This window comes from Listeria sp. ILCC792 (assembly GCF_900186135.1).
GTDB classification, from domain to species: domain Bacteria; phylum Bacillota; class Bacilli; order Lactobacillales; family Listeriaceae; genus Listeria; species Listeria goaensis.
The window spans coordinates 453,982-478,753 of the sequence record NZ_FYBO01000001.1 but is presented as its reverse complement, the minus strand read 5'-3'; the positions used below and the strand labels follow the sequence as shown (position 1 = coordinate 478,753).

24 protein-coding genes and 1 CRISPR repeat array are annotated in these 24,772 nt (G+C 40.8%); of the genes, 17 read left to right on the top strand and 7 right to left on the bottom strand.

The genetic code is table 11. From position 1 onward, the window contains the following. Positions 1-92 precede the first annotated feature (92 nt). From CFS60_RS02295 to CFS60_RS02275, 5 genes are all read left to right on the top strand, one after another. On the top strand, positions 93-563 hold the full coding sequence (locus CFS60_RS02295; RefSeq protein ID WP_088808993.1) for a DUF188 domain-containing protein: 471 nt from the start codon (positions 93-95) through the stop codon (positions 561-563). Next, on the top strand, positions 547-2,436 hold the full coding sequence (dnaG, locus tag CFS60_RS02290) for a DNA primase (RefSeq protein WP_088838773.1): 1,890 nt from the start codon (positions 547-549) through the stop codon (positions 2,434-2,436). Before CFS60_RS02295 ends, dnaG begins: the two co-directional genes overlap by 17 nt. Positions 2,437-2,506: 70 nt before the next feature. After that, on the top strand, positions 2,507-3,622 hold the full coding sequence (gene rpoD / locus CFS60_RS02285; RefSeq protein ID WP_088808991.1) for an RNA polymerase sigma factor RpoD: 1,116 nt from the start codon (positions 2,507-2,509) through the stop codon (positions 3,620-3,622). Between the two features lie 68 nt (positions 3,623-3,690). Continuing rightward, the gene (locus tag CFS60_RS02280) at positions 3,691-4,392 is read left to right on the top strand and encodes a tRNA (adenine(22)-N(1))-methyltransferase TrmK (protein ID WP_088838772.1); all 702 of its coding nucleotides are present in this window, start codon (positions 3,691-3,693) and stop codon (positions 4,390-4,392) included. Next, positions 4,389-5,510 (top strand): Nif3-like dinuclear metal center hexameric protein, encoded by a 1,122-nt coding sequence (locus CFS60_RS02275; protein WP_088815274.1) that lies wholly within the window; start codon positions 4,389-4,391, stop codon positions 5,508-5,510. The genes CFS60_RS02280 and CFS60_RS02275 overlap by 4 nt, the downstream gene beginning before the upstream one ends. Positions 5,511-5,786: 276 nt before the next feature. After that, a CRISPR array of direct repeats spans positions 5,787-6,081; the repeat unit is 30 nt; unit sequence GTTTTAATCTATGTATTGTGAAATGTAAAT. Positions 6,082-6,197: 116 nt separating this feature from the next. On the opposite strand, the gene CFS60_RS02270 is transcribed toward CFS60_RS02275, so the two are convergent. Then, positions 6,198-7,193 carry a 4-hydroxy-3-methylbut-2-enyl diphosphate reductase gene (locus CFS60_RS02270; protein ID WP_088838771.1) on the bottom strand — a complete coding sequence of 332 codons (996 nt, stop codon included), beginning with the start codon at positions 7,191-7,193 and terminating at the stop codon, positions 6,198-6,200. Positions 7,194-7,348: 155 nt separating this feature from the next. Between CFS60_RS02270 and CFS60_RS02265 the strand changes: the two genes are divergently transcribed. The 3 genes from CFS60_RS02265 to CFS60_RS02255 are packed head-to-tail and all read left to right on the top strand — an operon-like array spanning position 7,349 to position 10,503. Continuing rightward, entirely contained in the window at positions 7,349-8,665 is a 1,317-nt protein-coding gene (locus CFS60_RS02265; protein ID WP_369821509.1) for a DEAD/DEAH box helicase, read from the top strand. Further along, positions 8,662-9,564 (top strand): deoxyribonuclease IV, encoded by a 903-nt coding sequence (locus CFS60_RS02260; RefSeq protein ID WP_088808986.1) that lies wholly within the window; start codon positions 8,662-8,664, stop codon positions 9,562-9,564. Before CFS60_RS02265 ends, CFS60_RS02260 begins: the two co-directional genes overlap by 4 nt. Positions 9,565-9,576: 12 nt before the next feature. After that, positions 9,577-10,503, top strand: coding sequence for a manganese-dependent inorganic pyrophosphatase (locus CFS60_RS02255; protein WP_088808985.1), 927 nt, complete (start codon positions 9,577-9,579; stop codon positions 10,501-10,503). A 39-nt stretch (positions 10,504-10,542) separates the two neighbouring features. Here the strand turns inward: CFS60_RS02255 and CFS60_RS02250 are convergent, their stop codons facing one another. Beyond that, the gene (locus CFS60_RS02250; RefSeq protein ID WP_088808984.1) at positions 10,543-11,244 is read right to left on the bottom strand and encodes a tryptophan-rich sensory protein; all 702 of its coding nucleotides are present in this window, start codon (positions 11,242-11,244) and stop codon (positions 10,543-10,545) included. Positions 11,245-11,386: 142 nt separating this feature from the next. On the opposite strand from CFS60_RS02250, the gene CFS60_RS02245 reads away from it, so the two are divergent. The 4 genes from CFS60_RS02245 (at position 11,387) to CFS60_RS02230 (ending at position 14,418) form a co-directional block, all read left to right on the top strand. Then, positions 11,387-12,160 (top strand): metal ABC transporter ATP-binding protein, encoded by a 774-nt coding sequence (locus CFS60_RS02245; RefSeq protein ID WP_088808983.1) that lies wholly within the window; start codon positions 11,387-11,389, stop codon positions 12,158-12,160. Next, entirely contained in the window at positions 12,135-13,013 is an 879-nt protein-coding gene (locus tag CFS60_RS02240) for a metal ABC transporter permease (RefSeq protein WP_088838770.1), read from the top strand. The genes CFS60_RS02245 and CFS60_RS02240 overlap by 26 nt, the downstream gene beginning before the upstream one ends. After that, on the top strand, positions 12,994-13,425 hold the full coding sequence (locus CFS60_RS02235; protein WP_088808981.1) for a Fur family transcriptional regulator: 432 nt from the start codon (positions 12,994-12,996) through the stop codon (positions 13,423-13,425). The genes CFS60_RS02240 and CFS60_RS02235 overlap by 20 nt, the downstream gene beginning before the upstream one ends. 126 nt (positions 13,426-13,551) lie before the next feature. After that, positions 13,552-14,418, top strand: a complete 867-nt coding sequence (locus CFS60_RS02230) for a peptidylprolyl isomerase (RefSeq protein ID WP_088838769.1) — start codon at positions 13,552-13,554, stop codon at positions 14,416-14,418. Positions 14,419-14,487: 69 nt separating this feature from the next. Here CFS60_RS02230 and CFS60_RS02225 read toward each other — a convergent pair whose 3' ends face one another. The 5 genes from CFS60_RS02225 to CFS60_RS02205 all read right to left on the bottom strand — a co-directional run bounded on the left by CFS60_RS02225 (position 14,488) and on the right by CFS60_RS02205 (position 18,212). Further along, positions 14,488-15,066: a 3'-5' exonuclease gene (locus tag CFS60_RS02225; RefSeq protein WP_088838768.1), complete on the bottom strand. Its 579-nt coding sequence runs from the start codon at positions 15,064-15,066 to the stop codon at positions 14,488-14,490. A 10-nt stretch (positions 15,067-15,076) separates the two neighbouring features. Continuing rightward, complete coding sequence (locus CFS60_RS02220; RefSeq protein ID WP_088815270.1) at positions 15,077-15,403, bottom strand: AzlD domain-containing protein; 327 nt, start codon at positions 15,401-15,403, stop codon at positions 15,077-15,079. Next, positions 15,370-16,095: an AzlC family ABC transporter permease gene (locus CFS60_RS02215; RefSeq protein WP_088815269.1), complete on the bottom strand. Its 726-nt coding sequence runs from the start codon at positions 16,093-16,095 to the stop codon at positions 15,370-15,372. The genes CFS60_RS02220 and CFS60_RS02215 overlap by 34 nt, the downstream gene beginning before the upstream one ends. 100 nt (positions 16,096-16,195) lie before the next feature. Continuing rightward, a complete protein-coding gene (gene ispG, locus CFS60_RS02210) occupies positions 16,196-17,305 on the bottom strand; it encodes a flavodoxin-dependent (E)-4-hydroxy-3-methylbut-2-enyl-diphosphate synthase (RefSeq protein WP_088838767.1) in 1,110 nt (369 codons plus the stop codon). 112 nt (positions 17,306-17,417) lie between these two features. Then, the gene (locus CFS60_RS02205; RefSeq protein ID WP_088808975.1) at positions 17,418-18,212 is read right to left on the bottom strand and encodes a DUF1189 domain-containing protein; all 795 of its coding nucleotides are present in this window, start codon (positions 18,210-18,212) and stop codon (positions 17,418-17,420) included. Between the two features lie 288 nt (positions 18,213-18,500). Between CFS60_RS02205 and CFS60_RS02200 the strand changes: the two genes are divergently transcribed. From CFS60_RS02200 to dapA, 5 genes are all read left to right on the top strand, one after another. Next, positions 18,501-19,109, top strand: a complete 609-nt coding sequence (locus CFS60_RS02200) for a superoxide dismutase (RefSeq protein WP_088825181.1) — start codon at positions 18,501-18,503, stop codon at positions 19,107-19,109. A 168-nt stretch (positions 19,110-19,277) separates the two neighbouring features. Then, complete coding sequence (locus CFS60_RS02195; protein WP_088808973.1) at positions 19,278-21,443, top strand: penicillin-binding protein 2; 2,166 nt, start codon at positions 19,278-19,280, stop codon at positions 21,441-21,443. A gap of 149 nt (positions 21,444-21,592) precedes the next feature. After that, the gene (locus tag CFS60_RS02190; RefSeq protein ID WP_088838766.1) at positions 21,593-22,633 is read left to right on the top strand and encodes an aspartate-semialdehyde dehydrogenase; all 1,041 of its coding nucleotides are present in this window, start codon (positions 21,593-21,595) and stop codon (positions 22,631-22,633) included. Positions 22,634-22,644: 11 nt separating this feature from the next. Further along, positions 22,645-23,850 (top strand): aspartate kinase, encoded by a 1,206-nt coding sequence (gene dapG, locus CFS60_RS02185; protein WP_088815268.1) that lies wholly within the window; start codon positions 22,645-22,647, stop codon positions 23,848-23,850. Positions 23,851-23,876: 26 nt separating this feature from the next. Beyond that, entirely contained in the window at positions 23,877-24,761 is an 885-nt protein-coding gene (dapA, locus tag CFS60_RS02180) for a 4-hydroxy-tetrahydrodipicolinate synthase (RefSeq protein WP_088808970.1), read from the top strand. Positions 24,762-24,772: the final 11 nt, after the last annotated feature.

The following is a 24,772-nucleotide window of genomic DNA, read 5'->3' as shown; positions in this document are numbered from 1 at the left end:
ATGCAATTTTGCTACATGTAAAATTGTCATGCATAAAAACGGGTTATCAGCTCGTTTTTTCGTTTGTCATCAGCTGAAAAGGAGGGAATGATTTGCCAAAAATAATTGTGGATGCAGATGCATGCCCCGTAAAGGCAGAAATTAATCAGCTCGCTAAAGATTTTCAGCTTGAAGTTATTTATGTCGCTTCTTATAACCATTATAGAAGCACAGAAACCGATGAAACTTGGATTTATGTAGATACAGAAAAGGAATCTGCAGATATCCGGATTGTCAATTTAGCTCAAAAAGGAGATATTATCGTCACGCAGGATATTGGGCTCGCAAGCATGTTGCTCACAAAATGTATTGTTTTTTCAAATCGAGGTGAAATTTACTTGGAAGAAAGAATGACGATGATGCTCGAACAGCGTAACGACAGACGCAAAGAGCGCAAACTTGGGAAGTATAGCAAAGGACCAAAAGCGATGACGGACCAAGATCATATTCGTTTTTACCAAAATGTTCGTGATTTTTTAGAAAATAAAGTGGAGTTGACGATAAAAAATGAAAAGGATTCCTGAAGAAACGATTGACCGCATTCGGAATCAGACGGATATTGTCGATATTATTGGTAACTACGTACAGCTTAAAAAACAAGGACGAAATTATATTGGTTTATGTCCTTTTCACGGGGAAAAAACGCCATCTTTTTCCGTTTCACCTGAAAAGCAAATTTTTCACTGCTTTGGTTGCGGAAAAGGCGGCAATGTATTTTCCTTTTTAATGGAACATGATCACTTAACTTTCACGGAAGCCGTTCATAAAGTGGCGGAACTAGGCCATATTGATGTGGATCTCCCCAAACTTACAAGCGATGAAACTTTGTCGGCACCTAAGGAAACAAGCGAAACACATAAAATGATAGATATGCATCAGCTTGCGGCTAAGCTTTATCATTATTTGCTTTTGGAAACCGAAGAAGGTTTAGAGGCTTTAAATTATTTGAAGGAACGCGGCATGAGCGAGGAACTCATTCAGACTTTTCAAATTGGTTTTGCGCCGAATCAACATGCGACGCTGACGTCTTTTTTTGAAAAGCGCGAGATGGATTTGCATTTGGCGGTAGCGGCTGGTCTGCTTTCTGAGCGCGCTGACGGCAAAATTGTGGACCGCTTTCGCAATCGAATTATGTTTCCAATTACGGATGACAGAGGGCAGCTAGTTGGCTTTTCTGGCAGGTTATATAATCAGGAAGACGGTCCAAAATATTTAAATAGCCCGGAAACGCCCATTTTTAACAAAAGAAAGCTCTTGTATCATTTTTCAGAAGGTCGTCAGGCGATTCGAAAACACGAGGAAGTAATCCTTTTGGAAGGGTTTATGGACGTGATTTCGGTGAGCGAAGCGGGGCTTTTAAACGGTGTGGCTTCGATGGGGACCAGTTTGACGGAAGAGCATATTGGGCTGATTAAACGCGTGGCGAATCGTGCTGTTATTTGTTATGACGGAGACCGCGCGGGAATTGAGGCGGCTTTTAAGGCGGGGAATCTGCTTGCACAAGGCAGAATGGAAATTTTCGTCCTTAGTCTGCCGAGCGGAAAAGACCCAGATGAATACATTCGAACGTACGGGGCAGAAAAATTTAACACGCTTTATTTGCATGAGCGGCAAACCTGGACGGCGTTTAAATTGTATTACTTGAGCCGCAATCGTAACATGGCCAATGATACGGAACGCCTAGCGTACATCGATGAAGCACTTCTTGAAATCGGCAAAATTGACCAAGCTGTCGAACGCGAATTTTATTTAAAGCAGCTTTCCGATGAATTTGACATTACAATCCCAACTTTAAAAGAGCAACTTCAACGTGCGATGCAGGAATTGGCTCGAAAGAAACCACGCGAAACGCAGTTTGATGATTTTGCCAATTTGGCCCCGCCGCCTGATGATGATATGAGTTTTGTACATGCGGGACCAAGAGAACAGCAAAAACGTGAGGCGCATTATGTGGCGGAACAACATTTGCTTAAGGCAATGATTGAAAACCAAGATGCCTTTAGCCAAATCCATCAGCTTCTAGAAGGACTTGTTTTTTATAATGATGATTTTCAGGCGCTGTATACGCATTTGATTGCCTACTATTTAGACGGAAATGAAGCAAGTGCCTCAAGGTTTATGGATTACGTGACGGATATGCGCTTAAAAAACGTTGTGTCCAGTCTCGAAATGGTGGAGTCGCCCGAAGAACAAACAATAGAAGCTTATTCAGACTATATTTTAAGCATGAAAAGATATCGTCTTGAAATAAAGATTAAACAAAAAGAACAGGAAGTATCTGAGAAAATGCGCATGCAAGACCATGAAGGCGCCATAAAGGCATCTAGCGAAGTGATTTTGCTTCGAAAAAGTCTTGCCAACAAGGATTATGATTCTGCAAGTGATGAAACGTTTTAAAACCGCGAAATGATGGTAATGACTAATAGTTGGTCGTAACGCGGTATTTTGGGAGGAGGAAACAGGCAGTATGAGTGAAAAAGCACAAGAATTAAAACAAGAAACGATTGAACAAGCGAAAGAAGGCCTAGTTGAAGAAGGTAAAAAGACAGGGATTTTAACCTATAGTCGAGTAGCTGCTAGATTAGCTCCCTTTACACTAGATTCAGAGCAAATGGACGAATACTTGGAACAGCTCGGGGAAGCGGGGATTGAAGTCGTAGATGATGATGACGATGCAGATCCAGATGAAACTGAGCTTGTAAAAGAAGAAACTGAAGAATTTGACCTCACAGATATGAGCGTTCCTCCTGGTGTTAAAATTAATGACCCTGTCCGTATGTATTTAAAAGAAATCGGTCGAGTTGACCTTTTGTCAGCGGATGAAGAAATCGCGCTCGCAAAGCGCATCGAAGCAGGCGATATTGAAGCGAAAGGTCGCTTAGCTGAGGCGAACTTACGACTGGTTGTAAGTATTGCGAAACGTTACGTTGGTCGCGGTATGCTTTTCCTCGATTTGATTCAAGAAGGAAACATGGGCTTAATGAAAGCTGTTGAAAAATTTGATTTCAACAAAGGATTTAAGTTTAGTACGTATGCTACGTGGTGGATTAGACAAGCTATCACCCGTGCTATCGCTGACCAAGCACGTACAATCCGGATTCCGGTGCATATGGTTGAAACCATCAATAAATTAATTCGTGTGCAACGTTCCTTACTTCAAGATTTAGGACGCGATCCGTCACCAGAAGAAATCGGAGAAGAAATGGATTTACCGACTGAAAAAGTTCGTGAAATCCTTAAAATCGCGCAAGAGCCAGTATCACTTGAAACGCCAATTGGTGAAGAGGACGATTCTCACTTAGGTGATTTTATTGAAGACCAAGAAGCGACATCACCGTCTGATCATGCGGCATATGAGCTTTTAAAAGAACAACTAGAAGATGTACTTGATACGCTTACGGACCGCGAGGAAAACGTACTTCGCTTGCGCTTTGGCCTAGATGACGGTCGCACGCGCACGCTAGAAGAAGTGGGCCGCGTATTTGGCGTAACGCGTGAGCGCATTCGTCAAATCGAAGCGAAAGCACTTCGGAAGCTTCGCCATCCAAGTAGAAGCAAACAGTTGAAAGACTTTTTGGAATAAAAATAAGAGGTTTGGACTGGGCTTTTTTATGGCCTAGTTCCGGCCTCCTTTTTATAGGGAGTGTCATAATGAACGAGCAAAAACTATCTAACCGCCTCACTTGTGTGGCAAATTACATACCTAAAGGCAGCCGAATTGCAGATATCGGTAGCGACCATGCTTATTTGCCTTGTTACGCGATTTTAAATGAAATGGCAAGCTTTGCAGTGGCAGGTGAAGTCGCCAAAGGCCCGTTTGAATCGGCGCAAGAACAAGTCATAAAAGCGGAACTGTCAGGAAAAATTGACGTGCGTTTTGGTGATGGCTTGGCAGTCATAACGACGGCGGATGCCATTGATACGGTCGTCATTGCTGGCATGGGTGGCACATTAATTCGGACGATTTTAGAAGCGGAACCACAAAAATTGACCTCCGTTAAGCGACTCATTTTGCAGCCTAACATTGGCGCTTGGCAAATTCGCGAATGGGCGGAAAACAATTACTTTAAGCTTATTTCGGAAGCGATTTTACGCGAAGATAATAAAACGTATGAAATTCTTGTTTTAGAGAAAACAGAAAGGGCAGCGCGCTATACGGATAAGGAGCGTCTGCTTGGTCCGTTTCTCTTAACGGAAAAAAATGATGTTTTTGTCGCAAAATGGCAACATGAGCTAGCGAATTGGCAACGGATTGTTGCAGGGCTTCAAAATGGGCAGGAAAGTGAACAAAATGCGGATAAAATGAAAGAACTTACAAAAAAAATACAATTAGTGGAGGAAGTGCTCAAATGAAAGTAGCAAATGGCTATGAATATGTCGCCATGCTGGAAGAAATTGCACCTAAAAAGCTTGCTATGGATAATGATCCCATCGGACTTCAATTAGGTGATTTATCCAAAAAAGTACGCAAGGTCATGTTTACTTTAGACGTTTTAGAGAGCGTTGTGGAGGAAGCGGTCAGCAAAAATGTGGATATGATTATCGCACATCACCCGTTTTTATTCCGACCGCTCAAAAAAATTGATATGGCAACTGCTGAGGGGCGCATGATTCGAAAGCTGATTAAGCATGACATTATCGTATATGCGGCGCACACCAATTTGGATATCGCGGACGGTGGGGTTAACGATATTTTGGCGGAACTTTTAGCACTCGAAAATACGGAAATCATTGTGCCTACACACAGCGAAAACTATATGAAGATTGCCGTTTATGTGCCCGAAGACAGCGCTGAACATGTGCGGTTAGCGCTCATGCATAACGGGGCCGGCAAGATTGGTGCAGAATACGAGGAATGCAGCTTCCGCACACTCGGAACGGGAGAGTTTAAACCAAGTGAAAAAGCGAACCCTACGATTGGTGAAAAAGGGGAGTTAACAGCCGTCTCTGAGGTCAAACTAGAAGCCGTAGTCCCTTCTAGCGCAGCTGACAAGGTCGTAAAAGCAGTACGCACTTCTCACCCCTACGAGGAGCCAGCGATTGATTTAGTTCACCTGCAAAACTTGCAGGAAACAAAAGGACTCGGCCGAATTGGTACGCTAAAAAAAGAAAAAAGCATCGAAGCATTCATCGAAGATTTAAAAGGTGCACTTGCGATTGACCATGTTCGTTTCATCGGTGATCCTAGTAAGCTTGTTAAAAAAGTGGCTGTAATTGGTGGCGACGGAAATAAATTTATTCACGACGTCAAGCGAAGCGGCGCCGATGTTTTCGTGACGGGAGATATTTATTATCATACAGGGCACGACTTACTTGCGATTGATTTACCTACGATTGATGCGGGACATAATATTGAAAAAGTGATGAAACGTTATTTAAAAACGGAATTTGAAAAAAGGGCGGAAAATCTAAAGTATGAGGCTGATTTTATCATTTCAGAAGTCGATACTGATCCGTTCACGTTCTTATGAAAACGAAATTAATTTTTTTAAGCGGCAACTCAGGCAGTGGGAAAGCAACGCTCTTTCAATGTCATTAGAGTAAATTTTTAATTCAATCTGTCGATGTCTAGTAATGTGAAAATGCTGGGATATCGACAGAAATCCGGAATTCATTGCGGGAGAAGGAAAGATGGCGGAAAGAGAGACAATGACTTTCTTTTTCTACTCCATTTTTCTCCAAAAATCCGGGGGTCGACAGAAAATCACTTTTGAGCTATGATGGGAGTAAGAGTCACGAGGGTACCTGTTTTAATCTATGTATTGTGAAATGTAAATTTGATGAATTTTGTGACATCTATCCTAATGCTTCCAGTTTTAATCTATGTATTGTGAAATGTAAATTTGATTAAAGGTTATTTACGTGGTTCTGAAGGCGAAGTTTTAATCTATGTATTGTGAAATGTAAATGTGGCTGGGCTAAAGATAAATAGATTGCCCATGTGGTCTTAATCTATGTATTGTGAAATGTAAATGTTGTTAGACCTGAATAGGCTACATCATCTTGAATGGAGTTTTAATCTATGTCCTATGAACTGTATGTTTAGCCAAATAAAAAGTTAAAGCACAATTAGAGCATATATTAAAACAAAACAAAAAGCATAAATCCAGTAGTGATTCCATTTCAGAAATGGTTTTTACTGGGTTTATGCTTATTTTTTATCGACCGCCGTTTTTTAAATGTTCTAATCGGGCGCGGCGTTTTTCTTCCATGTTTTTCTTTTTGGCACGCGGTAGAATGGCTTCGGCGCTTATTTGGTGGTGGCGTTCCCAAGTTGTGGGGTCATCTGGTTCGTACTGGTCTAAAAAGACGAGCACTTCCCGGATAATATGTGTTGGCGTGCTGGCACCGGCTGTTACCGCTACTTTTTTGGCGTCCTTAATCCAATCTAAATTAATTTCGCTCACATCGGCCACTCGATATGCGGGGACTAAAGCTTTTTCAATCGAAACTTGGGCGAGACGATTCGTGTTATTGCTCCGCGGGTCGCCTACAACAATTGTGACGTCAGCGCCGACAGCTTGTTCTGCAACGGCTTCTTGGCGTGTTTGTGTCGCCATACAAATTTCTTTATGATTTTCTGCTTGTGGGTACAAGGTTTGAATGTAGTCCATCAAATCGAGGACGTCCCACTGGCTCATTGTCGTCTGATTCGTTACGAATATTTTTTCAGAAGAAAGGTTTAAAGCATCAATATCGGCCGCTGTTTCAACAAGGTGAACGATGTCAGGGGCAGTCCCGTAGGCGCCTTCTGGCTCTGGGTGGCCTTTTTTACCGATATAAATGACGTGATAGCCTTCTCTTTTTTTCTCTAAAATGAGGTCATATGTGCGCATAACGTCAGGACAAGTGGCATCAATCGTTACAAGTCCCTTTTCTTGTGCGATTTTTTTTACGCGAGGGGAAGTACCGTGTGCCGTGAAAATAACAGTTCCTGTATCAATTTTTTCGAGAATAGCTTCCCGATTTTCTCCGTCAACCGTGTAGATTCCAATTTCTTCAAATGCATCGGTGACATGTTTATTATGAACAATCATACCTAAAATATGAATAGGACGTGGCAAATTTGGATCAAGCGAAGCGTTTTTAGCAATGACCATTGCATCGACAACACCGTAACAATAACCGCGTGGGCTAATTTTGATAATTTCCATTGAATCCTCCTAAACTAAAAAAGCAAATTCTACATCTATTATAACGAAGAATCTTTTTTTTTGCTAGAACGCGTTTTTCTATATTTTTTTGTCGCAGTCATGCGCTGTAGATGGTATAATGGCACAAGGAACTGAAACGGAGTGAAATGATGACTATGAAAAAGACAAGGTTTGAACAATTTGGTTTTCAGCCTTTTATCAATGTTGCGATTGAAAAATTAGGTTTTTATGAACCAACAGAGGTGCAACAAAAGTTAATACCGGGCGTCATGCGCGGAGAAAGCATTATCGGTCAGTCGCAAACTGGAACGGGAAAAACGCATACTTTTTTACTGCCGATTATTGAAAAAATTAATCCGCATAAAGATGTTTTGCAAGCTGTTATCACGGCGCCAAGTCGCGAACTAGCTACACAAATTTATAACGAAGTAAAAAAAATTACGAAATACAGCGAGAACGACATTAGCGCGCAATTAATTATCGGAGGTACGGATAAAAAACGCGCGATAGAAAAGCTTAAGAAACAGCCGCAAATTATTGTGGGGACACCTGGCCGTATTAATGATATGATTCGGGAAAACGCGCTACAAGTTTACACGGCAAATGTGCTCGTCATCGATGAAGCTGACATGACGCTTGACATGGGCTTTTTAAATGATGTGGACCAAATTGCTGGGAAAATGCCGCCTGAACTTCAAATGCTTGTATTTTCGGCGACTATTCCGCAAAAATTAAAACCATTTTTGAAAAAGTATATGGAAAATCCGCGTTATGAGCACATTACGCCAAATGTAGTGGCATCAAAATCAGTGACGCATGAATTAATTGCGGCCAAAAGTAAAAATAAACTCGACTTATTAAAAGATTGCTTGGTGACTTTCCAGCCATTTTTAGCCATTGTATTTACGAATACAAAGCAAACGGCAGATGAAGTTCATGCGGGGCTTGTTAGTCGCGGTTTAAAAGTGGCTAAAATTCATGGCGATGTGAATCCGCGCGAACGTAAACGGACGATGAAGGCCATTGAAAATATGGATTATCAATACATTGTTGCGACAGATCTTGCGGCAAGAGGGATTGATATTCAAGGCATTAGCCACGTTATTAATTATGAACTTCCAGACGATAATGATTTTTATATTCACCGTACAGGTCGGACGGGCCGGGCGGGGCACTCTGGTATTGCCCTTACCATTTTTGAACCAGCCGATGAGGATCGTTTAAATCAATTGGAGAAACTGGGAATTAGCTTTAAACATGTAGAGCTTAAAAAGGGCGAATTTGTTGAGGTTCAAGACCGCAATAAACGCGCGAAACGTGAGGCAAAGCGTGAGGCAGCTGATCCGCGTGAAATCGGCATGCGTAAAAAAGCGAAACAGAAGCGAAAACCTGGTTATAAAAAGAAAATCAACTACAAAATGGCGGAAATTAAACGCCGTGAAAATCGTAAAAAGAATCGAGGGAAAAAATGAGCAATTTAAGAATTGGTTCGCACGTTTCGATGAGCGGCAAAAAAATGTTGCTAGGTGCAAGCGAGGAAGCGGCTTCTTACGGTGCCAATACGTTTATGATTTATACGGGTGCTCCGCAAAACACGCGGCGCAAACCGATTGAGGAATTAAATATTGAAGCAGGACTTGAGCATATGGCTGACAATGAGATGCAAGATATTGTCGTGCATGCGCCGTACATTATTAATATTGGTAATGCAGTTAAGCCAGAAACATTCGAACTTGGCGTAAGTTTCTTACGTCAGGAAATCGAACGCACCGCAGCACTTTCGGCGAAGCAAATTGTGCTACATCCGGGCGCGCATGTTGGGGAAGGCGCTGAAGTTGGGATTAAGCAAATCATCAAAGGCTTAAACGAAGCGCTTGATCCAAGTGTTGATGTGCAAATTGCACTTGAAACGATGGCTGGAAAAGGAACGGAAATTGGACGTTCTTTTGAAGAAATTGCCCAAATTATTGACGGGGTGACACATAATGAGCTTTTGTCAGTAACATTTGATACGTGCCATACGCACGATGCTGGTTATGATATTGTGAATGACTTTGATGGTGTTTTAAATGAGTTTGATAAAATTATCGGCATCGACCGTTTAAAAGTACTTCACATTAATGATAGTAAAAATGTTTGTGGGGCACATAAAGATCGTCACGCGAATATTGGATTTGGTCATATTGGTTTTGATGCATTAAATTACATCGTGCATCACCCGAATTTAATGTCCGTTCCGAAAATTCTCGAAACACCTTATGTGGGTGAAGATAAAAATAATAAAAAACCACCATATCGATTTGAAATTGAGATGCTGCGCAAGCAAAAGTTTGATCCTGATTTAATCGAAAAAATTATGGCTGATGAATAAGGAGAGATAAATATGGAAAAAATGTTAGTTTTTGGGCATAAAAACCCGGATACCGACACAATTTGTTCGGCGATAGCCTTCAGCGAACTAAAAAAGGCAGAAGGTTTTGAAGTGGAAGCAGTTCGCCTCGGTGAATTAAATTCTGAAACGGAATTTGTTTTAAAAAGTGCAGGCATCGAAGCCCCGCGTTTAGTCCAAACGGTTGCAAATGAAGTAACTACAGTGTGCCTTGTCGACCATAATGAAGCGCAACAAAGTGCAGACGATATTAAAAACGTGACGGTACATACGGTCATTGACCACCATCGTATTGCCAACTTTGAAACAGCAGATCCGCTTTATTACCGCGCAGAGCCAGTTGGATGCACGGCGACAATCCTATTAAAACTTTTTGTAGAAAAAAATATTGAAGTTCCAAAAACCGTTGCCAAACTGATGGCTTCCGCAATTATTTCGGATACATTGCTATTTAAATCCCCAACATCAACGGCAGAAGATCAAGCTGCGGCAGAAAAGCTAGCAGACATTGCGGGCATTGATCTACAAGCTTACGGCATGGAAATGCTCCGTGCGGGCGCCGATGTAAGCAAAAAATCCGTCGCTGAACTATTACTTGATGCGAAAGAATTCGATATGAACGGTCATAAAATTGAAATCGCACAAATTAATGTCGTAGATGAAGAAGATGTGTTATCACGCATGAGCGAAGTGGAACCTGTTATCCAAAAAGCCATTGCAGACAAAGGCTTAGGCTTATATTTATTCATCATTACCAACATTTTAACAAATGATTCTGTTGGTGTAGCGATTGGTACAGAAACAAATGCTGTAGAAGAAGCGTATAACGTGAAAATTGTAAACGGCAAAGCACCACTTGCTGGCGTTGTATCACGTAAAAAACAAGTTGTTCCAGTGTTGACAGAGATTTTCTCTAAATAATAAAAAAGTGCCAAGCGAAATTACGCGCTTGGCACTTTTTTATTTATATTGCTTTAAACGGAACCAATTCAACATGAAAATCATAATCGCCATAATGAGCGCTGTATAGGCAACAAACGGTGCCAATGCGTAATCGCGAATGAAAATACCGATGAATGCCCAAACAAAAACGAGCGGCACAATAAAATCATTTTGCTTGTAACGAAATACGAGAACGAAGAAGCTTGCTAAAAGAAGTAAAATAATTGTTGCGCCAGATTGAAAGCTCACTAAGCCCAAGACATTGAAGTAATAACAAATGTTAGCAATTGTTGCCACGAAAATCCAGCCAAGATATACTGAAATTGGCACACGCCACAAACGTCGCTTTGAAATTTGCTTTTGATACGCATAAAATAATAGTAGCGAGAGAAGCAAGAGCAGCATCACAACGATGGATAAAAAAATCAAATTGAAATGCCACATAAAAATCCAAAGTGCATTTAAAAGGCTACTTGAAGTAAAGACAAACGCCAGTTGACTTGTCACGTGCTCACGTTTCACAGTCACGCCTACAAGCCAAACAAATAAGAGTAAGTAAATAAGACCCCAAATTGAAAACACATAACCGGCAGGTGTAAACAAGGTTTGATACCGATTGCTCACTTCGCCAGTCGTTACCCCGTTTAAAGGTAAAATATTGGCAAAAGCATTAACTGCCACCATTACAAAATACGTTATGTACATCCAGATTAAATTCATCTGTCGCACCCCCTGACAACTTATTTCCCTAAAGTACAAGAAAGTAATCTTTTTTCTTAATCAGATTCATTACGATTTACATTTTAACATAAATCCGCTATACTAGGAAAGTGCTTGAAAAGCTCAAAAAGGAGTTTTGAAAATGAAAGAAATCTTGGAAATAGCAGGGCTATCCTTTCATTATGATCATGAGGAAGTTCTTGAAAACATACATTTTTCTGTTAAAAAAGGAAGTTTTACAGGTATCATTGGGCCGAATGGCTCTGGCAAGTCAACGCTTTTAAAATTAATTTTAGGGCTTTTAAAAAATCAAAAGGGAAGTATTTCTTTGTTTGGCGAGAAACAGCAAAATTTTCGCCATTTCGAAAAAATCGGTTTTGTTTCCCAAAAATCAAACGCGTTCAATTCAGCGTTCCCGGCTACCGTGAAGGAAGTTGTGGCGAGTGGTTTAACCAAGAAAAAAGGGCTGTTTAAAATGTTAGGTAAAGCGGACAACGAAGCCATTTTCGAGGCGCTTAAAACCGTTTCAATGACGGACTTTTTAAACCGCAACATTGGCGAACTATCAGGTGGACAGCAGCAGCGCGTCTTTATCGCGAGGTCACTTGTCAGCAAGCCTGAAATGCTCATTCTGGACGAGCCAACTGTCGGCGTCGATGTAGAAAATGTTAAAGCGTTTTATGAGTTGTTAGGGAAACTCAATCAGACAAAAGAAATGACGCTAATACTTGTAACGCACGACATGCTTGCGATTAACAACTATGTCGACCATGTCATCAGCATCAACAAGCGAATTTTGTTCGATGGGAGTACGCGCGATTATCATCTTTATTTAGAAGAACGTGAAATCGAAGCGGCCACAGAAGGGCTAGAAAGAGAGGGAACGCATTGTGATTGCCACACTGTTTCAATATGATTTTATTCGCAATACCTTTATTGTCGGCCTTGTCATCGGCATTGTGGCACCGCTTCTAGGTAGTTTTATTGTCGTCCGCAAGCTGTCTCTTATGGCAGATGCGCTTAGTCACGTAACATTAGCCGGCATCGCCGTAAGTTTGTTTTTAAGTAAAACGTATGTACCGCTCGTCAGCTTAAATCCACTTTATTTAGGATTTGGCTTTGCGACAGTTGGTTCGCTCTTGATGGAAAAACTGCGCTCCGTCTATAAACACTTTGAAGAGCTCGCCATTCCAATTATAATGTCCGCCGGCATGGGATTTTCCGTCATTTTCATTTCGCTCGCAAACGGTTTTAACACAGACTTGTTTAGCTATTTATTTGGGAGCGTCAGCGCAGTAAATAGAAGTGATATGTACACCATTGTCGGCATCGCTGCATTTGTTTTTATCGTGATTTTGCTTTTGTACAAGGAATTATTTTTACTTTCGTTTGACGAAGAATATGCACGCGTTTCAGGAATTCGTGCTAAAGCCTTCGATATTATCTTTATGGTACTTGTTGCACTCGTCATCGCGAGCTCCATGCGCATCGTTGGCATCTTGCTCGTATCGTCACTGATGACCTTGCCTGTTGCAGCGGCAATCCGTATCGCGAAAGGCTTTAAGCAGACGATTATTTTCGCGATTATTTTTGGGGAAATTTCCGTTATTGTTGGTCTTGTTAGCGCCTATTACTTAGACTTAGCGCCAGGTGGAGCCATCGTTTTATTATCTGTCATCATTTTAATTTTAACAATGGTTTATCAAAAAATCCGCATGCGCTTTATTCTTGCGAAAAGAGGTGAAAAAAATGGCATTATCAGCGAGTGAAGCACTCCTAAAAATGAAAGATTCCGGGTATAAACATACCGATAAACGCCAATTTCTAATTGAATTATTTGCACGTAAAAATTGCTATTTAACCGCAAAAGACGTTCTTGAAAACATGAAAGACGATTTTCCCGGCATTAGTTTTGACACCATTTACAGGAATTTATCGCTGTTTGTTGACCTCGGAATTTTTGAAGAAACAGAACTTTCGGGTGAAAAAAACTTCCGCCTAGCATGCTCACACGAACATCACCATCATCATTTCATCTGTCTAGGTTGCGGAAAAACAAAAGAAATTATGATGTGCCCGATGGATTTCCTAACCGAAGCACTTCCCGGATACGAAATTGAAGGCCATAAATTCGAAGTTTATGGAAAATGCCCTGATTGCTTAAAAAAAGCAGCCAGTTAATTAGAAAACAGAAATGAGACCCTCATTTCTGTTTTTTTTGTTCATATTTCATTCATAATTATGACGCAAACCTTTCAAAACTATCGTTTATACTAATTGAAGATAGTGAAAGAAAGGAAGTCGTACATGAAACTCAAACAAACTTTAATTGTACTAGCCGCAACAACAACACTCGTTTTAGGAGGGTGTTCAAGCAGTGCCGTTGTTAAAACGGACGCAGGAAATGTTACAGAAAGCGAATTATATGAGGCGCTTAAAACGAGTTACGGAAGTGATGCCGTTCAGCAGCTCACTTTTGAAAAAATCCTCGAAAAGAAATATTCTGTATCCGACAAGGAAGTGAGTGCAGAATATAAAAAATATGCGGAGCAATATGGGGATAGCTTTGAATCAACACTTGCATCCAATAATTTAACGGAGGAAAGTTTTAAAGATAATATAAAATATAACTTACTCGTTCAAAAAGCAACGGAAGCAAACATAAAGGTGACGGATAAAAAGTTAAAGGAATATTATAAGACTTGGGAACCCGATATTACGGTTAGCCATATCCTTGTTGATGATGAGGCCACTGCGAAAGAAGTGAAGGAAAAACTTGATAATGGTGAAAAATTTGCAGATTTAGCCAAAGAATATTCAACAGACACATCCACTGCTGAAAATGGTGGTTTGCTTGATCCGTTTGGTCCAGGCGAAATGGATGAAGCCTTCGAAAAAGCGGCGTATGCGCTTGAAAACAAAGGCGATGTTAGCGAACCAGTAAAATCTTCTTACGGCTACCATATTATCCAGTTGGAAGAGAAAACGGAGAAAAAATCTTTTAAAGAAGACAAAAGTAAGGTGAAGGCTGCTTATATAGAGTCGCAAATGACATCCGAAAACATGACAAAAGCGCTTAAAAAGGAATATAAAGCAGCCAATATTAAAATCAAAGATAGCGATTTGAAAGATGCTTTTTCTGATTACACCGATTCGAGTACGGCTACTGAATAAAAGATAAATCCCGCAAAACTCCATTTTAAAAGATGGTATTTTGCGGGATTTATGCTTATTCGTTTTACTTTATACTTTGGCGAAATTGGCACCGTTAATTTGTCCGAAGCGGTAACCAATTGAGTTGATGAGTGCTGGAACGGTGGAAACTTCTTTGATTTCTGCGAGCTTTAAGACAATTTCTGCGGCGGCTTTTGAATCGTCAAGTGCGTTGTGGTGGTTAAAGTAAATGCCGAAGTAGTCCGCGACCTGGTTTAAACGGTGGCTTTTTAACGGCAAGATTTGCTGTGACAAAATGCAGGAGCAGAAATAGTCATTTTCAGGTAAAATCAATTGGTATTTCTCTGCTGATTTGCGGAAGACGCTAATATCAAAACTCGCGAAATGCGCAGTGACCGGTGTTGTGCCGATAAATTCGCTAATGAAAGGATAGATTTCTTGAAAGGTTGGAGCGCCCAGCACATCGTCAGGGTAGATGCCGTGGATTTCAATATTCCGCCTGTAAAATGGTTCTTCGGGATTGATTAGGGAATAAAATGTATCGCGAATTTGGCCATTTTCGACTTTTACAATGCCGATCGAGCAAGGACTTGTTCGGCTTCCATTCGCGGTTTCAAAATCAAGCATACAGTAATTAAGTTGGTTCATCAAATACCTCCTAGAAGAAAAATCGAAGTGCAGCCATTGAAATGATGCCAATCACAACGACCCAAAGTAAGTTTTTAGTTAAAATAGCAGTCAGAATAGTTGGTAGAGCAGCCAAAAATGGTAAAAGATCGATAGACGGAAAGTTACCATCATGTTCCGTGAGCAAGCTTTGTATAAATAAGGCTGTCAAAATGCATAACGGGACATAGGAGAGGTAACTCATGAGCAAATCTGGTAGTTTCATTTTTCTAACAAAAAGGAAAGGCAATACGCGCGGGATAAACGTGACGATGGCGCAACCGATTATCGCGAGGAAGGTGTATGTGCTGATGGCCATTTGTCTAAAATCACTCCAATCAAACAGCCTAATAGTGTCGCGCTAAGAACGGCGAGCTCAGGTGTCATAAAGCGCATGAACAAGAAAACAAGTAGCATAACCGTTGCCATGACAAGTAGCGACGTTTTGATTTTCTTACTTTTATCACTGATAAGCTGTAAATATAGTAGGCCAATAAACATGGCGGTTAAAGCAAAATCAAGACCAAACATTTCAGGATTAGGTAACCAACTCCCAATAATAGCGCCGAATAAACAAGCTAAAATCCAAGTGGCGTAAGCTGTTACGTTTAATCCGTGCATCCACATGACGTTGATGTTTTTTTTATTCCCAATTTGGTTCATAGCGACGGCAAAGGATTCATCTGTTAGAAGAGCACCAATCCCGATATTATGTAAAATCGAGGCTTTTTTAAAACTTGGGGCTGTTGCCATGCTCATCAGGAAATGCCGCGAATTAATAAGAAAAGTGGTTGTGACAATGGCTGAAATAGGACTTTGAAGTAATAATAACCCGCAAATGATAAACTGAGCTGCTCCCGCATAAACAAGTGCAGAAAGAAGTGTAATCTCAAGGAAGCTTAAGTGGGAGGCTTTTCCAACAACGCCTGCAGCAATCCCGATACCAACATATCCTAAAACAGTTGGTAAGCAAGCTTTTACGCCATCTAGAAAAGTTAATTCTTTGTTCATTTAAATCTCCTTTTTTATAACTCATCATAGCATAATTTAAGATGTTTAGGAATAAAATAAATGCAGGTGCAATTTTTAATCGCACCTGCATTTATGAGTGTTACTTTGCCGCAGCTTCTTCAGCTGCCTTTTTAGCGAAATATTCTTTAGCCAAAATGTCAATTTCTTTTTTAAGTTCATCGACCATGATATCCTCAGGCACTTTGCGCACAATTTTACCGTGGCGGAAGAGGAGGCCTTCACCTTTAGCTCCCGCGATACCAATGTCCGCTTCACGCGCTTCGCCAGGCCCATTTACGGCACAGCCAAGCACAGCCACTTTAATGGGCGCTTTAATTGTAGAAATATATTCTTCAACTTCATTCGCGATGCTGATTAAATCGATTTCAATTCGGCCGCAAGTTGGGCAAGAGATTAACGTTGCAGCATTGGAAGAAAGGCCGAATGATTTTAATAATTCACGCGCGACTTTCACTTCTTCAACTGGATCGGCACTAAGCGAAACGCGGAGAGTATTACCAATTCCGCGGCTCAAAATGGCGCCAAGACCAGCAGCACTTTTAATGCCGCCAGCAAATTGTGTCCCAGATTCAGTGATTCCAAGGTGGAGTGGATAATTAAATGCGCGACTCGCCTTATCATAGGCCTCAATGGCTAAGTTTACATCGGAGGCTTTTAAAGAAACGATAATGTCGTGAAAATCTAAATCTTCAAGTATTTTTATGTGGTGCAAGGCACTTTCAACCATACCGTCAGCAGTTGGATAGCCATATTTTTGAATAATTTTCTTTTCAAGGCTACCAGCATTGACACCAATACGAATTGGAATGCCTTTCGCTTTCGCCGCATTCACGACTTTTTCAACGCGTTCACGGCGACCAATGTTACCAGGATTAATGCGGATTTTATCCACACCCGCTTCAATCGCTTTAAGCGCCAAACGGTAATCAAAATGAATGTCAGCAACAAGAGGAATATGGATGCGTTTCTTTATCTCGCTAAGCGCATCAGCAGCTCGCTCATCAGGACAAGCAACTCGAACAATTTGGCAGCCCGCCTCTTCCAATCTTAAAATTTCAGCAACCGTTGCCTCAACATCATGTGTTTTTGTCGTCGCCATACTTTGGATAAATAATTCATTACTACCGCCAATGGTCAGATTTCCAACTTTTACAGGGCGTGTTTCCGTACGTAATATTCTCTCGTTCAAGGACAATTCGCTCCTTTATAGTGTTTTTCACCTAGTATCATACCATTTTTTTAGGGTTAAAGCACGATTTCTAGTATGAGAATTTGATAAGAAAAATGCGACTTGCTGCGTTTTATTCCTGCTCTTTCGTTTTTTGGGGCAGCGATCTAATCGCGAGAAAGAGAACAATTAACGTAACAACCAAATTGATTTCCATACCATAAGGAACCGCTATTTGAAGCCATTCCATAATCATCGTAAACGTTGCAGAAAGCGTAATTGCATAAGTCGCCATCATCCAGTTTTCCTTGTAAGAAATGCCGTTTCGGCCAAAGCCAGTTAAAATGTATCCAAACAATCCGTAAAGACCAACTCGGAAAAATGTTGATCCAAGTGCAAATAAAAAGATAATCAATAAAATAATCGGGATGAAAACTTTGGACATATCAGTGATTGACGCATACAGACTTAAAACATCATCTTTATCTTTAATCCCAAGTGTGTCATAGCTGACAGATTGTGAAGTGCCAGCAGCCGTCACATAAATTTCTTTAGACAAGAAAGCAAATGCTCCGTCATAAGAGCCGATTTTATTATCGACAGCATCTTCATCTAGTGTTCCACTCGCATCAAAATAAACATGCAAGTTCCCTTCATCAATTGAAATCGGCAGGTCGTCTTTGGAAGGATCTTTCGTAACAAGTTTACCACCTTCAATTGTAAAATCAGGAATTTCATTTTTTAACGTGCTTTCGCCAACTTTGAGCCCATTGTTTATAGTCGTTGTTGTGAAATAGGCGAGCGGGAGAAACATGACGAAAGTTAAAACGATGATGTAGAAAATACTTGAACCTACTTTATCTTTTCGGAAGGAAGCAATATCTGCAGGAGAAAAAAGGCTTTTCCAAAAACGTTTAAAAATATTCATTTTTTTCGTAAGCACCTCACAGCTTGTTTTAAATTTTTCGAAAAGGGAAGAGAGAACTGTGTGTACATATTCTCAACTTCTTTCGCTATTTCATCATAGCTTTATTTGAACTGAAAATCAATTCAAGCAGAAAAATTGCATGTGATTTCGGAAAGTGCTAGTCTAAAAGATGTAAGCGAGAGGATAAAATGGTACGGGTGAAGCTGTTTTTTGGAAGAAAGCTAAGTCTATTGGCATAGTCTGATTTGTTTACGCACAATCAAAATTATTTTCAAGGAGGAATTTTAAATGACTTATGAATTACCAAAACTACCATATACTTACGATGCGTTAGAACCTAACTTTGACAAGGAAACAATGGAAATCCATTACTCAAAGCATCATAATACGTATGTTACAAAATTAAACGACGCTTTAAAAGGTCACGACGATTTAGCGAGCCTTCCTGTAGAAGAATTAGTTGCTAAATTAGATACTGTACCTGAAAATATCCGCACGGCTGTCCGTAATAATGGCGGCGGTCATGCAAACCATACATTATTCTGGTCCATTTTAAGCCCAAATGGCGGCGGCGAACCTGCTGGCGAATTAAAAGCAGCTATCGATGCTAAATTTGGAAACTTTGCTGATTTCAAAGCAAAATTTGCTGATGCCGCAACTACTCGCTTTGGCTCTGGCTGGGCTTGGCTCGTTGTTAAAAATGGTGAGCTTGAAATTATCAGCCTACCAAACCAAGATTCCCCATTAAGCGATGGCTACACACCAGTTCTTGGCTTAGATGTTTGGGAACACGCTTACTACCTTAAATTCCAAAATCGCCGCCCAGAATACATCGATACTTTCTGGAACGTAGTAAATTGGGATGAAGTTGCAAAACGCTTTGCAGCTGCTAAATAAGTTTAATATCTAAACTTTTAAACCGTGATTGGTTAGTGACCAGTCACGGTTCTTTATTTTTTCTTATACTATTTTTAATTAAATTCTAACTTGCAGAAGGTGGAAAGTTTGTTAGTTTTCGGCTACAATGTAAAGAGGCATTATCTTTTAAGAGAGGGTTTGTGATAGGTGAAACTGAATTTTAGAAAAAAGAAAGATAAATCAAAGAAAAAAAAGCGTGCCGTCATACCACTCCGACTCAATATTCTTTTCTTCGTCATCTTTATTTTGTTTTCTGTACTCATTCTACGCCTTGGCATTGTCCAAATTGTTCAAGGGGATACGTATAAAAGACAACTAGAAGAAACTGAAAATGTTACAGTCTCAAAAAATGTACCACGTGGTGTTATTTATGACCGCAATTATAATCTTTTAGTTGGAAATACAGCAGTAAAATCGATTACGTATACAAGAAGTCAACAAACAAAACCATCTGAAACTTTGCAAGTTGCGCAAAAGCTCGATAAGATGATAAAAGTTGAACCTGAAAAATTAACAGAACGCGATTTGCAAGATTATTGGATTTTAACAAATGAACAAGAATCGCTTAGCCGATTAACAGCCAAAGAACAAGCACTTGATGCTTCTAAATCTTATAAAATCCAAGTTGAAAAAGTAACAGATAAAGATTTAGCGAGCTTAACAGCAGATGATAAACGTATCGCTACGATTTATAAAAAAATGACAAGCGGTTATGCGATGACCGAAGCGGTTGTGAAAAGCAAAGATGTCACAGATCAAGAAATCGCTAGAGTTAGTGAAAATTTAGAAAGCTTGCCAGGCGTTGATACAACCACAGACTGGAATCGCTTTTATACGTATGATGAAACACTCCGCTCAATTTTAGGATCGGTTTCATCAGCAAAAGAAGGGCTTCCAAAAGAAAAAGCAGAATATTACTTATCGCAAGGCTATAGCCGAAATGATCGTGTCGGAAAAAGCTATCTAGAAGCAGAATACCAAAACGTTCTCGCTGGACAAAAATCGCAATCAGAAAGCGTACTTGACAGTCAAGGAAATATTATCGAAACGGTACAAAAAAATGAGGGCTCAAAAGGAAAAGACCTCGTTTTATCCGTAGACGTTGAATTCCAAAATGCTGTAGAAGAAATTTTGCGAAATAATATTAAAAAAGGTAAGTCTTCTGGTGGATCTGATTTGCTTGATCGCGCATTTGTCGTTGCGATGGATCCATACAGTGGTGAAGTTTTAAGTTTAGCTGGACAAAAAATAAACGACAAAGGCGAATTTGAAGATTATTCCCTTGGAACGTTTACAACCGCCTATAATATGGGGTCAGCTGTAAAAGGTGCCACGGTTTTAAGTGGGATTATGAGCGACGCCATCACAAAAGATACAGTTTTTGTCGATCAGCCAATTGTTTTCAAAGGTACGAAACCAAAAAGTTCTTGGTTTAATAGAAACGGGGAGCGCTCGCTTGCGCTTAACCCAGTTGGCGCACTTGAAATTTCATCAAACTCCTACATGTATCAAGTTTCCATGAAAATGGGGGGCGCGAAATACGTGCCAAACGGTCCGCTTCGTGCGCCGCTTTCAACTTTCGATGAAATGCGTTATTATTACAATCAATTTGGCTTAGGCGTCCGAACAGGCATTGATTTGCCGGGCGAACAAGTTGGGTATAAAGGTCAAGATGATACAATCGGTAAAATTCTTGACTTTGCAATTGGACAGTATGATTCTTATACGCCGCTTCAACTTGCGCAATATGCGTCAACGATTGCAAACGGCGGTTCACGTATTCAGCCATCTATGGTGAAGGAAATCCGCAATCCAAGTACTTCAGGCGACACCGTTGGAACGGTTGCATCTAGCAACGAACCAAAAGTGTTAAACCGTTTAGGTGTTACGGAGGCGGATATTAAAACAGTACAAAATGGTTTTTACCAAGTAACACACGGACCAAATGGTACAGCGCGTACTGTTTTCGGTTCTGCGGACTATGATGTAGCAGGAAAAACTGGTACGGCACAAGGTTTCTATGATGGACCTAAAACAGCATCAAAAATGGCCGAAGTTTGGAATACGACTTTTGTTGGCTATGCACCTGCCAAAAAACCAGAAATTGCTATTGCCGTTGTTGTCCCGTGGGAATATCGTGATGGATATAGTGACAGCAAAATCAATATGAGTATTTCAAAGGAAGTCTTAGATAAATATTTCGAACTGAAGAAGAAACGTTCGGAACAGAAAAAAGAAACTTCAAATGTTGACCAACCTATTAATAATCTGCAAGCAGCACGAGCGGCACAATCGAAACAAACGGAAAAATAATAGGTAAGGCCTTGTCTGAAAATCAGGCGAGGTCTTTTTTTCAAAAAAAGTGGAAAAGAACTGCGAAATAGTGCGTTTTATGATATGATAAATAGAGTTTAAAGTGAACGATCACTTTGATGAAAGCAAAAATGAAGGAGGAATAATGAATGACAAAAAGCTATCATGTTGCCGTTGTCGGTGCGACTGGCGCAGTAGGAACACAAATGATTCAGTTATTAGAAGAGGCGGCGACGTTTAAGATTAAGCAAATTTCTTTCTTATCTTCCGCACGTTCTGCAGGACAAAAACTTACTTTTAAAGGAAAAGAAGTTATCGTGCAAGAAGCTACACCTGAGTCTTTTAATGGTGTTGATATAGCTTTATTTAGCGCAGGTGGCTCGGTTTCGAAAAAGTTTGCCGAGGAAGCCGTGAAGCGTGGCGCTATTGTGATTGACAATACAAGTGCATATCGCATGGATGAAAATGTTCCACTCGTTGTCCCAGAAGTGAACGAAAGAGCGCTAAAAAAACATCAAGGTATTATTGCCAACCCAAATTGTTCGACCATTCAAATGGTGGCGGCACTTGAACCTATTCGCAAAGAATGGGGCTTAAATCGGATTATTGTGTCCACGTATCAAGCGGTTTCTGGTTCTGGCGTTTCTGCCATTCAAGAACTGAACGAACAATCACGCGCGGTGTTAGATGACAAACATTTTACGCCTGAAATTATGCCCGTCAAAGGTGACAAAAAGCATTATCAAATCGCGTTTAACGCGCTACCGCAAATTGATGTTTTCACCGAAAATGACTATACATACGAAGAGATGAAAATGATCAATGAAACGAAGAAAATCATGGAAGATGCTTCTATCAAAGTAGCCGCAACGTGTGTGCGAATTCCCGTTGTTTCTGGACATTCTGAATCCGTTTATATTGAAGTTGAAAAAGAAACAGACGTGGCGAAAATTAAAGCTTGTTTGAAAGAGGCTCCAGGCGTTGTTTTAGAAGATGATCCAGAAACGCAACTTTATCCGCAAGCGGCAAATGCGGCTGGGAAAAAGGAAGTTTTTGTTGGACGAATTCGTCGCGATTTAGATAATCCGCTAGGTTTCCACTTATGGATTGTATCGGATAATTTACTCAAAGGAGCGGCTTGGAACTCCATTCAAATTGCAGAGAGCCTAGTTAAATTAGAAATTATTTAGAGGTGCAAGGAATGAAAATGATAGTTCAGAAATTTGGCGGGACGTCGGTGCAAAGTCCGGAAACACGCGAAATGGCATTTAAGCACATTAAACGTGCCGTTTCTGACGGCTACAAGGTCGTTGTGGTTGTGTCAGCAATTGGGCGTTACGGTGATCCTTATGCGACTGATACGCTACTTGAATTGATTGGCGCTAAAAAGACGAAGCTTTCAAAACGTGAACAAGATATGCTGCTTTCTGTTGGGGAAACAATTTCCTGTGCAGTTTTTACGAACATGTTGAAGGAATCTGGTGTGTTGGCAGAAGGGTTTTCAGGTGGGCAGGCTGGTATTCGCACGACGCCTAATCATTTGAATGCGAAAATCTTGGAAGTGGACACCGAACGAATTACAGCTGCTTTAGAAAAAAATGATGTTGTCGTAGTTGCAGGTTTTCAAGGCGTTGATGAGCATCATGATGTGACGACGCTTGGTCGCGGCGGTAGTGATACGTCTGCTGCGGCTCTTGGTGTTGCGCTTCATGCGGAATATGTCGATATCTTTACGGACGTCGATGGCATGATGACAGCAGACCCGCGCATTGTCGAACACGCGAAAAGCTTACGGCAGGTGAGCTACAATGAAGTGTCCAACATGGCATATCAAGGGGCGAAGGTGATTCACCCGAGAGCTGTTGAGATTGCGATGACAGCAAAAATTCCGATGCGCATTCGCTCCACTTATTTGGACGGAGAAGGCACGCTGGTCGCTAGCGGAGAAGCAGGGCACTTTGATGTGAAGGAGCGCCTCGTAACAGGCATTGCTCACGTAACGGATTTAGTACAAGTTTCCGTGCAAACAGATGCCAAAAGAACGCAGGAATCAGCTTTTGCACTTTTAGCAGACGGCGGAATTAGCCTTGATTTTATCAATATTTCGGCCACGAATATCGTGTTTACCGTTCCAGAAGAAAAAAAAGAAACCGTTGAAAAACTTTTAAAAGCAAAAGATTTTTCGGTTATGTCTAAAACGGAGTGCGCGAAAGTTTCAATTGTTGGCGCGGGCATCACAGGAGTACCAGGTGTCACAGCGAAAATTGTACGCGCACTTGCCCAAAAAGGCATTCAAATTTTACAATCCGCAGATAGCCATACGACCATCTGGGTTTTAGTCAGCGAAGACGATTTAATTCCAGCAGTTAATGCTTTACATGATGAATTTTGTCTTGATTTTGAGTAATTCCCTACTATTTAGGAGGAATAAAAATGAACTTTGGGAAAGTGATTACGGCGATGGTAACGCCGATTCATCCAGAAAAAAATGTAGTCTGCCGCAAACGAATTCATGCTTTAGTGAATTACTTGATTGAAAATGGAACGGACGCGCTTGTCGTTTCAGGAACAACGGGCGAGTCACCAACTTTAAGCCACGATGAAAAAATCAAATTGTTTACAGAAGTGGCGAAAGCAAATGATGGCCGCGCGAAACTAATTGCAGGTACAGGATCAAATAATACCGACGAAACAATTCGGTTCACAAAAGAAGTGGCCGACCTTGGCGGCTATGACGCTGCACTAATTGTGGCGCCGTACTACAATAAGCCAAATCAAGATGGGCTTTATGCGCATTTTAAAGCAGTTGCTGAAAATTCGCCGTTGCCGGTGATGATTTATAATATTCCGGGTCGTTCTGTCGTTAATATCGAGCCAGAAACCATCATTGAACTCGCGAAATTAGACAATATCGTTTCTGTTAAGGAATCCAGCGGGAACTTAGATAATATTTCCAAAATTATTGAAGAAACAGCAGCTGATTTCTCCGTTTATAGCGGAGATGATAGCTTGACGTTGCCTATTTTAGCTGTTGGCGGGCACGGCGTGGTATCTGTTCTTAGCCATGTAGCGGGTCCTGAAATGCAAGAAATGATTCATTCGTTTGAAAATGGGGAAGTGAGAAAGGCGGCCGCGATTCATCGGAAGTTGCTTCCGCTCATGACTGGTATTTTTGCCGTTCCAAACCCAGCTCCAACGAAGTTTTTACTACGAGAATTAGGGGTTGATGTTGGCCCTGTTAGACTTCCTCTTGTCGATTTGAATGCTGTGCAAGCGGAAAAATTACAATCTATTTATAAACAAGCGAAAAAAAGCTAAAGGAGGTTTCC

Bases quoted from the DNA above. Each gene is read 5' to 3' on its own strand.
- dnaG (WP_088838773.1), top strand. From the start codon at position 547: ATGAAAAGGATTCCTGAAGAAACGATTGACCGCATTCGGAATCAGACG.
- CFS60_RS02230 (WP_088838769.1), top strand. From the start codon at position 13,552: ATGAAACTCAAACAAACTTTAATTGTACTAGCCGCAACAACAACACTC.
- CFS60_RS02220 (WP_088815270.1), bottom strand. From the start codon at position 15,403: ATGGCCATCAGCACATACACCTTCCTCGCGATAATCGGTTGCGCCATC.
- dapA (WP_088808970.1), top strand. From the start codon at position 23,877: ATGAACTTTGGGAAAGTGATTACGGCGATGGTAACGCCGATTCATCCA.
- CFS60_RS02265 (WP_369821509.1), top strand. From the start codon at position 7,349: ATGAAAAAGACAAGGTTTGAACAATTTGGTTTTCAGCCTTTTATCAAT.
- CFS60_RS02235 (WP_088808981.1), top strand. From the start codon at position 12,994: ATGGCATTATCAGCGAGTGAAGCACTCCTAAAAATGAAAGATTCCGGG.
- CFS60_RS02255 (WP_088808985.1), top strand. From the start codon at position 9,577: ATGGAAAAAATGTTAGTTTTTGGGCATAAAAACCCGGATACCGACACA.
- CFS60_RS02215 (WP_088815269.1), bottom strand. From the start codon at position 16,095: ATGAACAAAGAATTAACTTTTCTAGATGGCGTAAAAGCTTGCTTACCA.
- CFS60_RS02205 (WP_088808975.1), bottom strand. From the start codon at position 18,212: ATGAATATTTTTAAACGTTTTTGGAAAAGCCTTTTTTCTCCTGCAGAT.
- CFS60_RS02200 (WP_088825181.1), top strand. From the start codon at position 18,501: ATGACTTATGAATTACCAAAACTACCATATACTTACGATGCGTTAGAA.
- CFS60_RS02260 (WP_088808986.1), top strand. From the start codon at position 8,662: ATGAGCAATTTAAGAATTGGTTCGCACGTTTCGATGAGCGGCAAAAAA.
- CFS60_RS02225 (WP_088838768.1), bottom strand. From the start codon at position 15,066: ATGAACCAACTTAATTACTGTATGCTTGATTTTGAAACCGCGAATGGA.
- CFS60_RS02275 (WP_088815274.1), top strand. From the start codon at position 4,389: ATGAAAGTAGCAAATGGCTATGAATATGTCGCCATGCTGGAAGAAATT.
- rpoD (WP_088808991.1), top strand. From the start codon at position 2,507: ATGAGTGAAAAAGCACAAGAATTAAAACAAGAAACGATTGAACAAGCG.
- CFS60_RS02270 (WP_088838771.1), bottom strand. From the start codon at position 7,193: ATGGAAATTATCAAAATTAGCCCACGCGGTTATTGTTACGGTGTTGTC.
- CFS60_RS02280 (WP_088838772.1), top strand. From the start codon at position 3,691: ATGAACGAGCAAAAACTATCTAACCGCCTCACTTGTGTGGCAAATTAC.
- CFS60_RS02190 (WP_088838766.1), top strand. From the start codon at position 21,593: ATGACAAAAAGCTATCATGTTGCCGTTGTCGGTGCGACTGGCGCAGTA.
- CFS60_RS02250 (WP_088808984.1), bottom strand. From the start codon at position 11,244: ATGAATTTAATCTGGATGTACATAACGTATTTTGTAATGGTGGCAGTT.
- CFS60_RS02245 (WP_088808983.1), top strand. From the start codon at position 11,387: ATGAAAGAAATCTTGGAAATAGCAGGGCTATCCTTTCATTATGATCAT.
- dapG (WP_088815268.1), top strand. From the start codon at position 22,645: ATGAAAATGATAGTTCAGAAATTTGGCGGGACGTCGGTGCAAAGTCCG.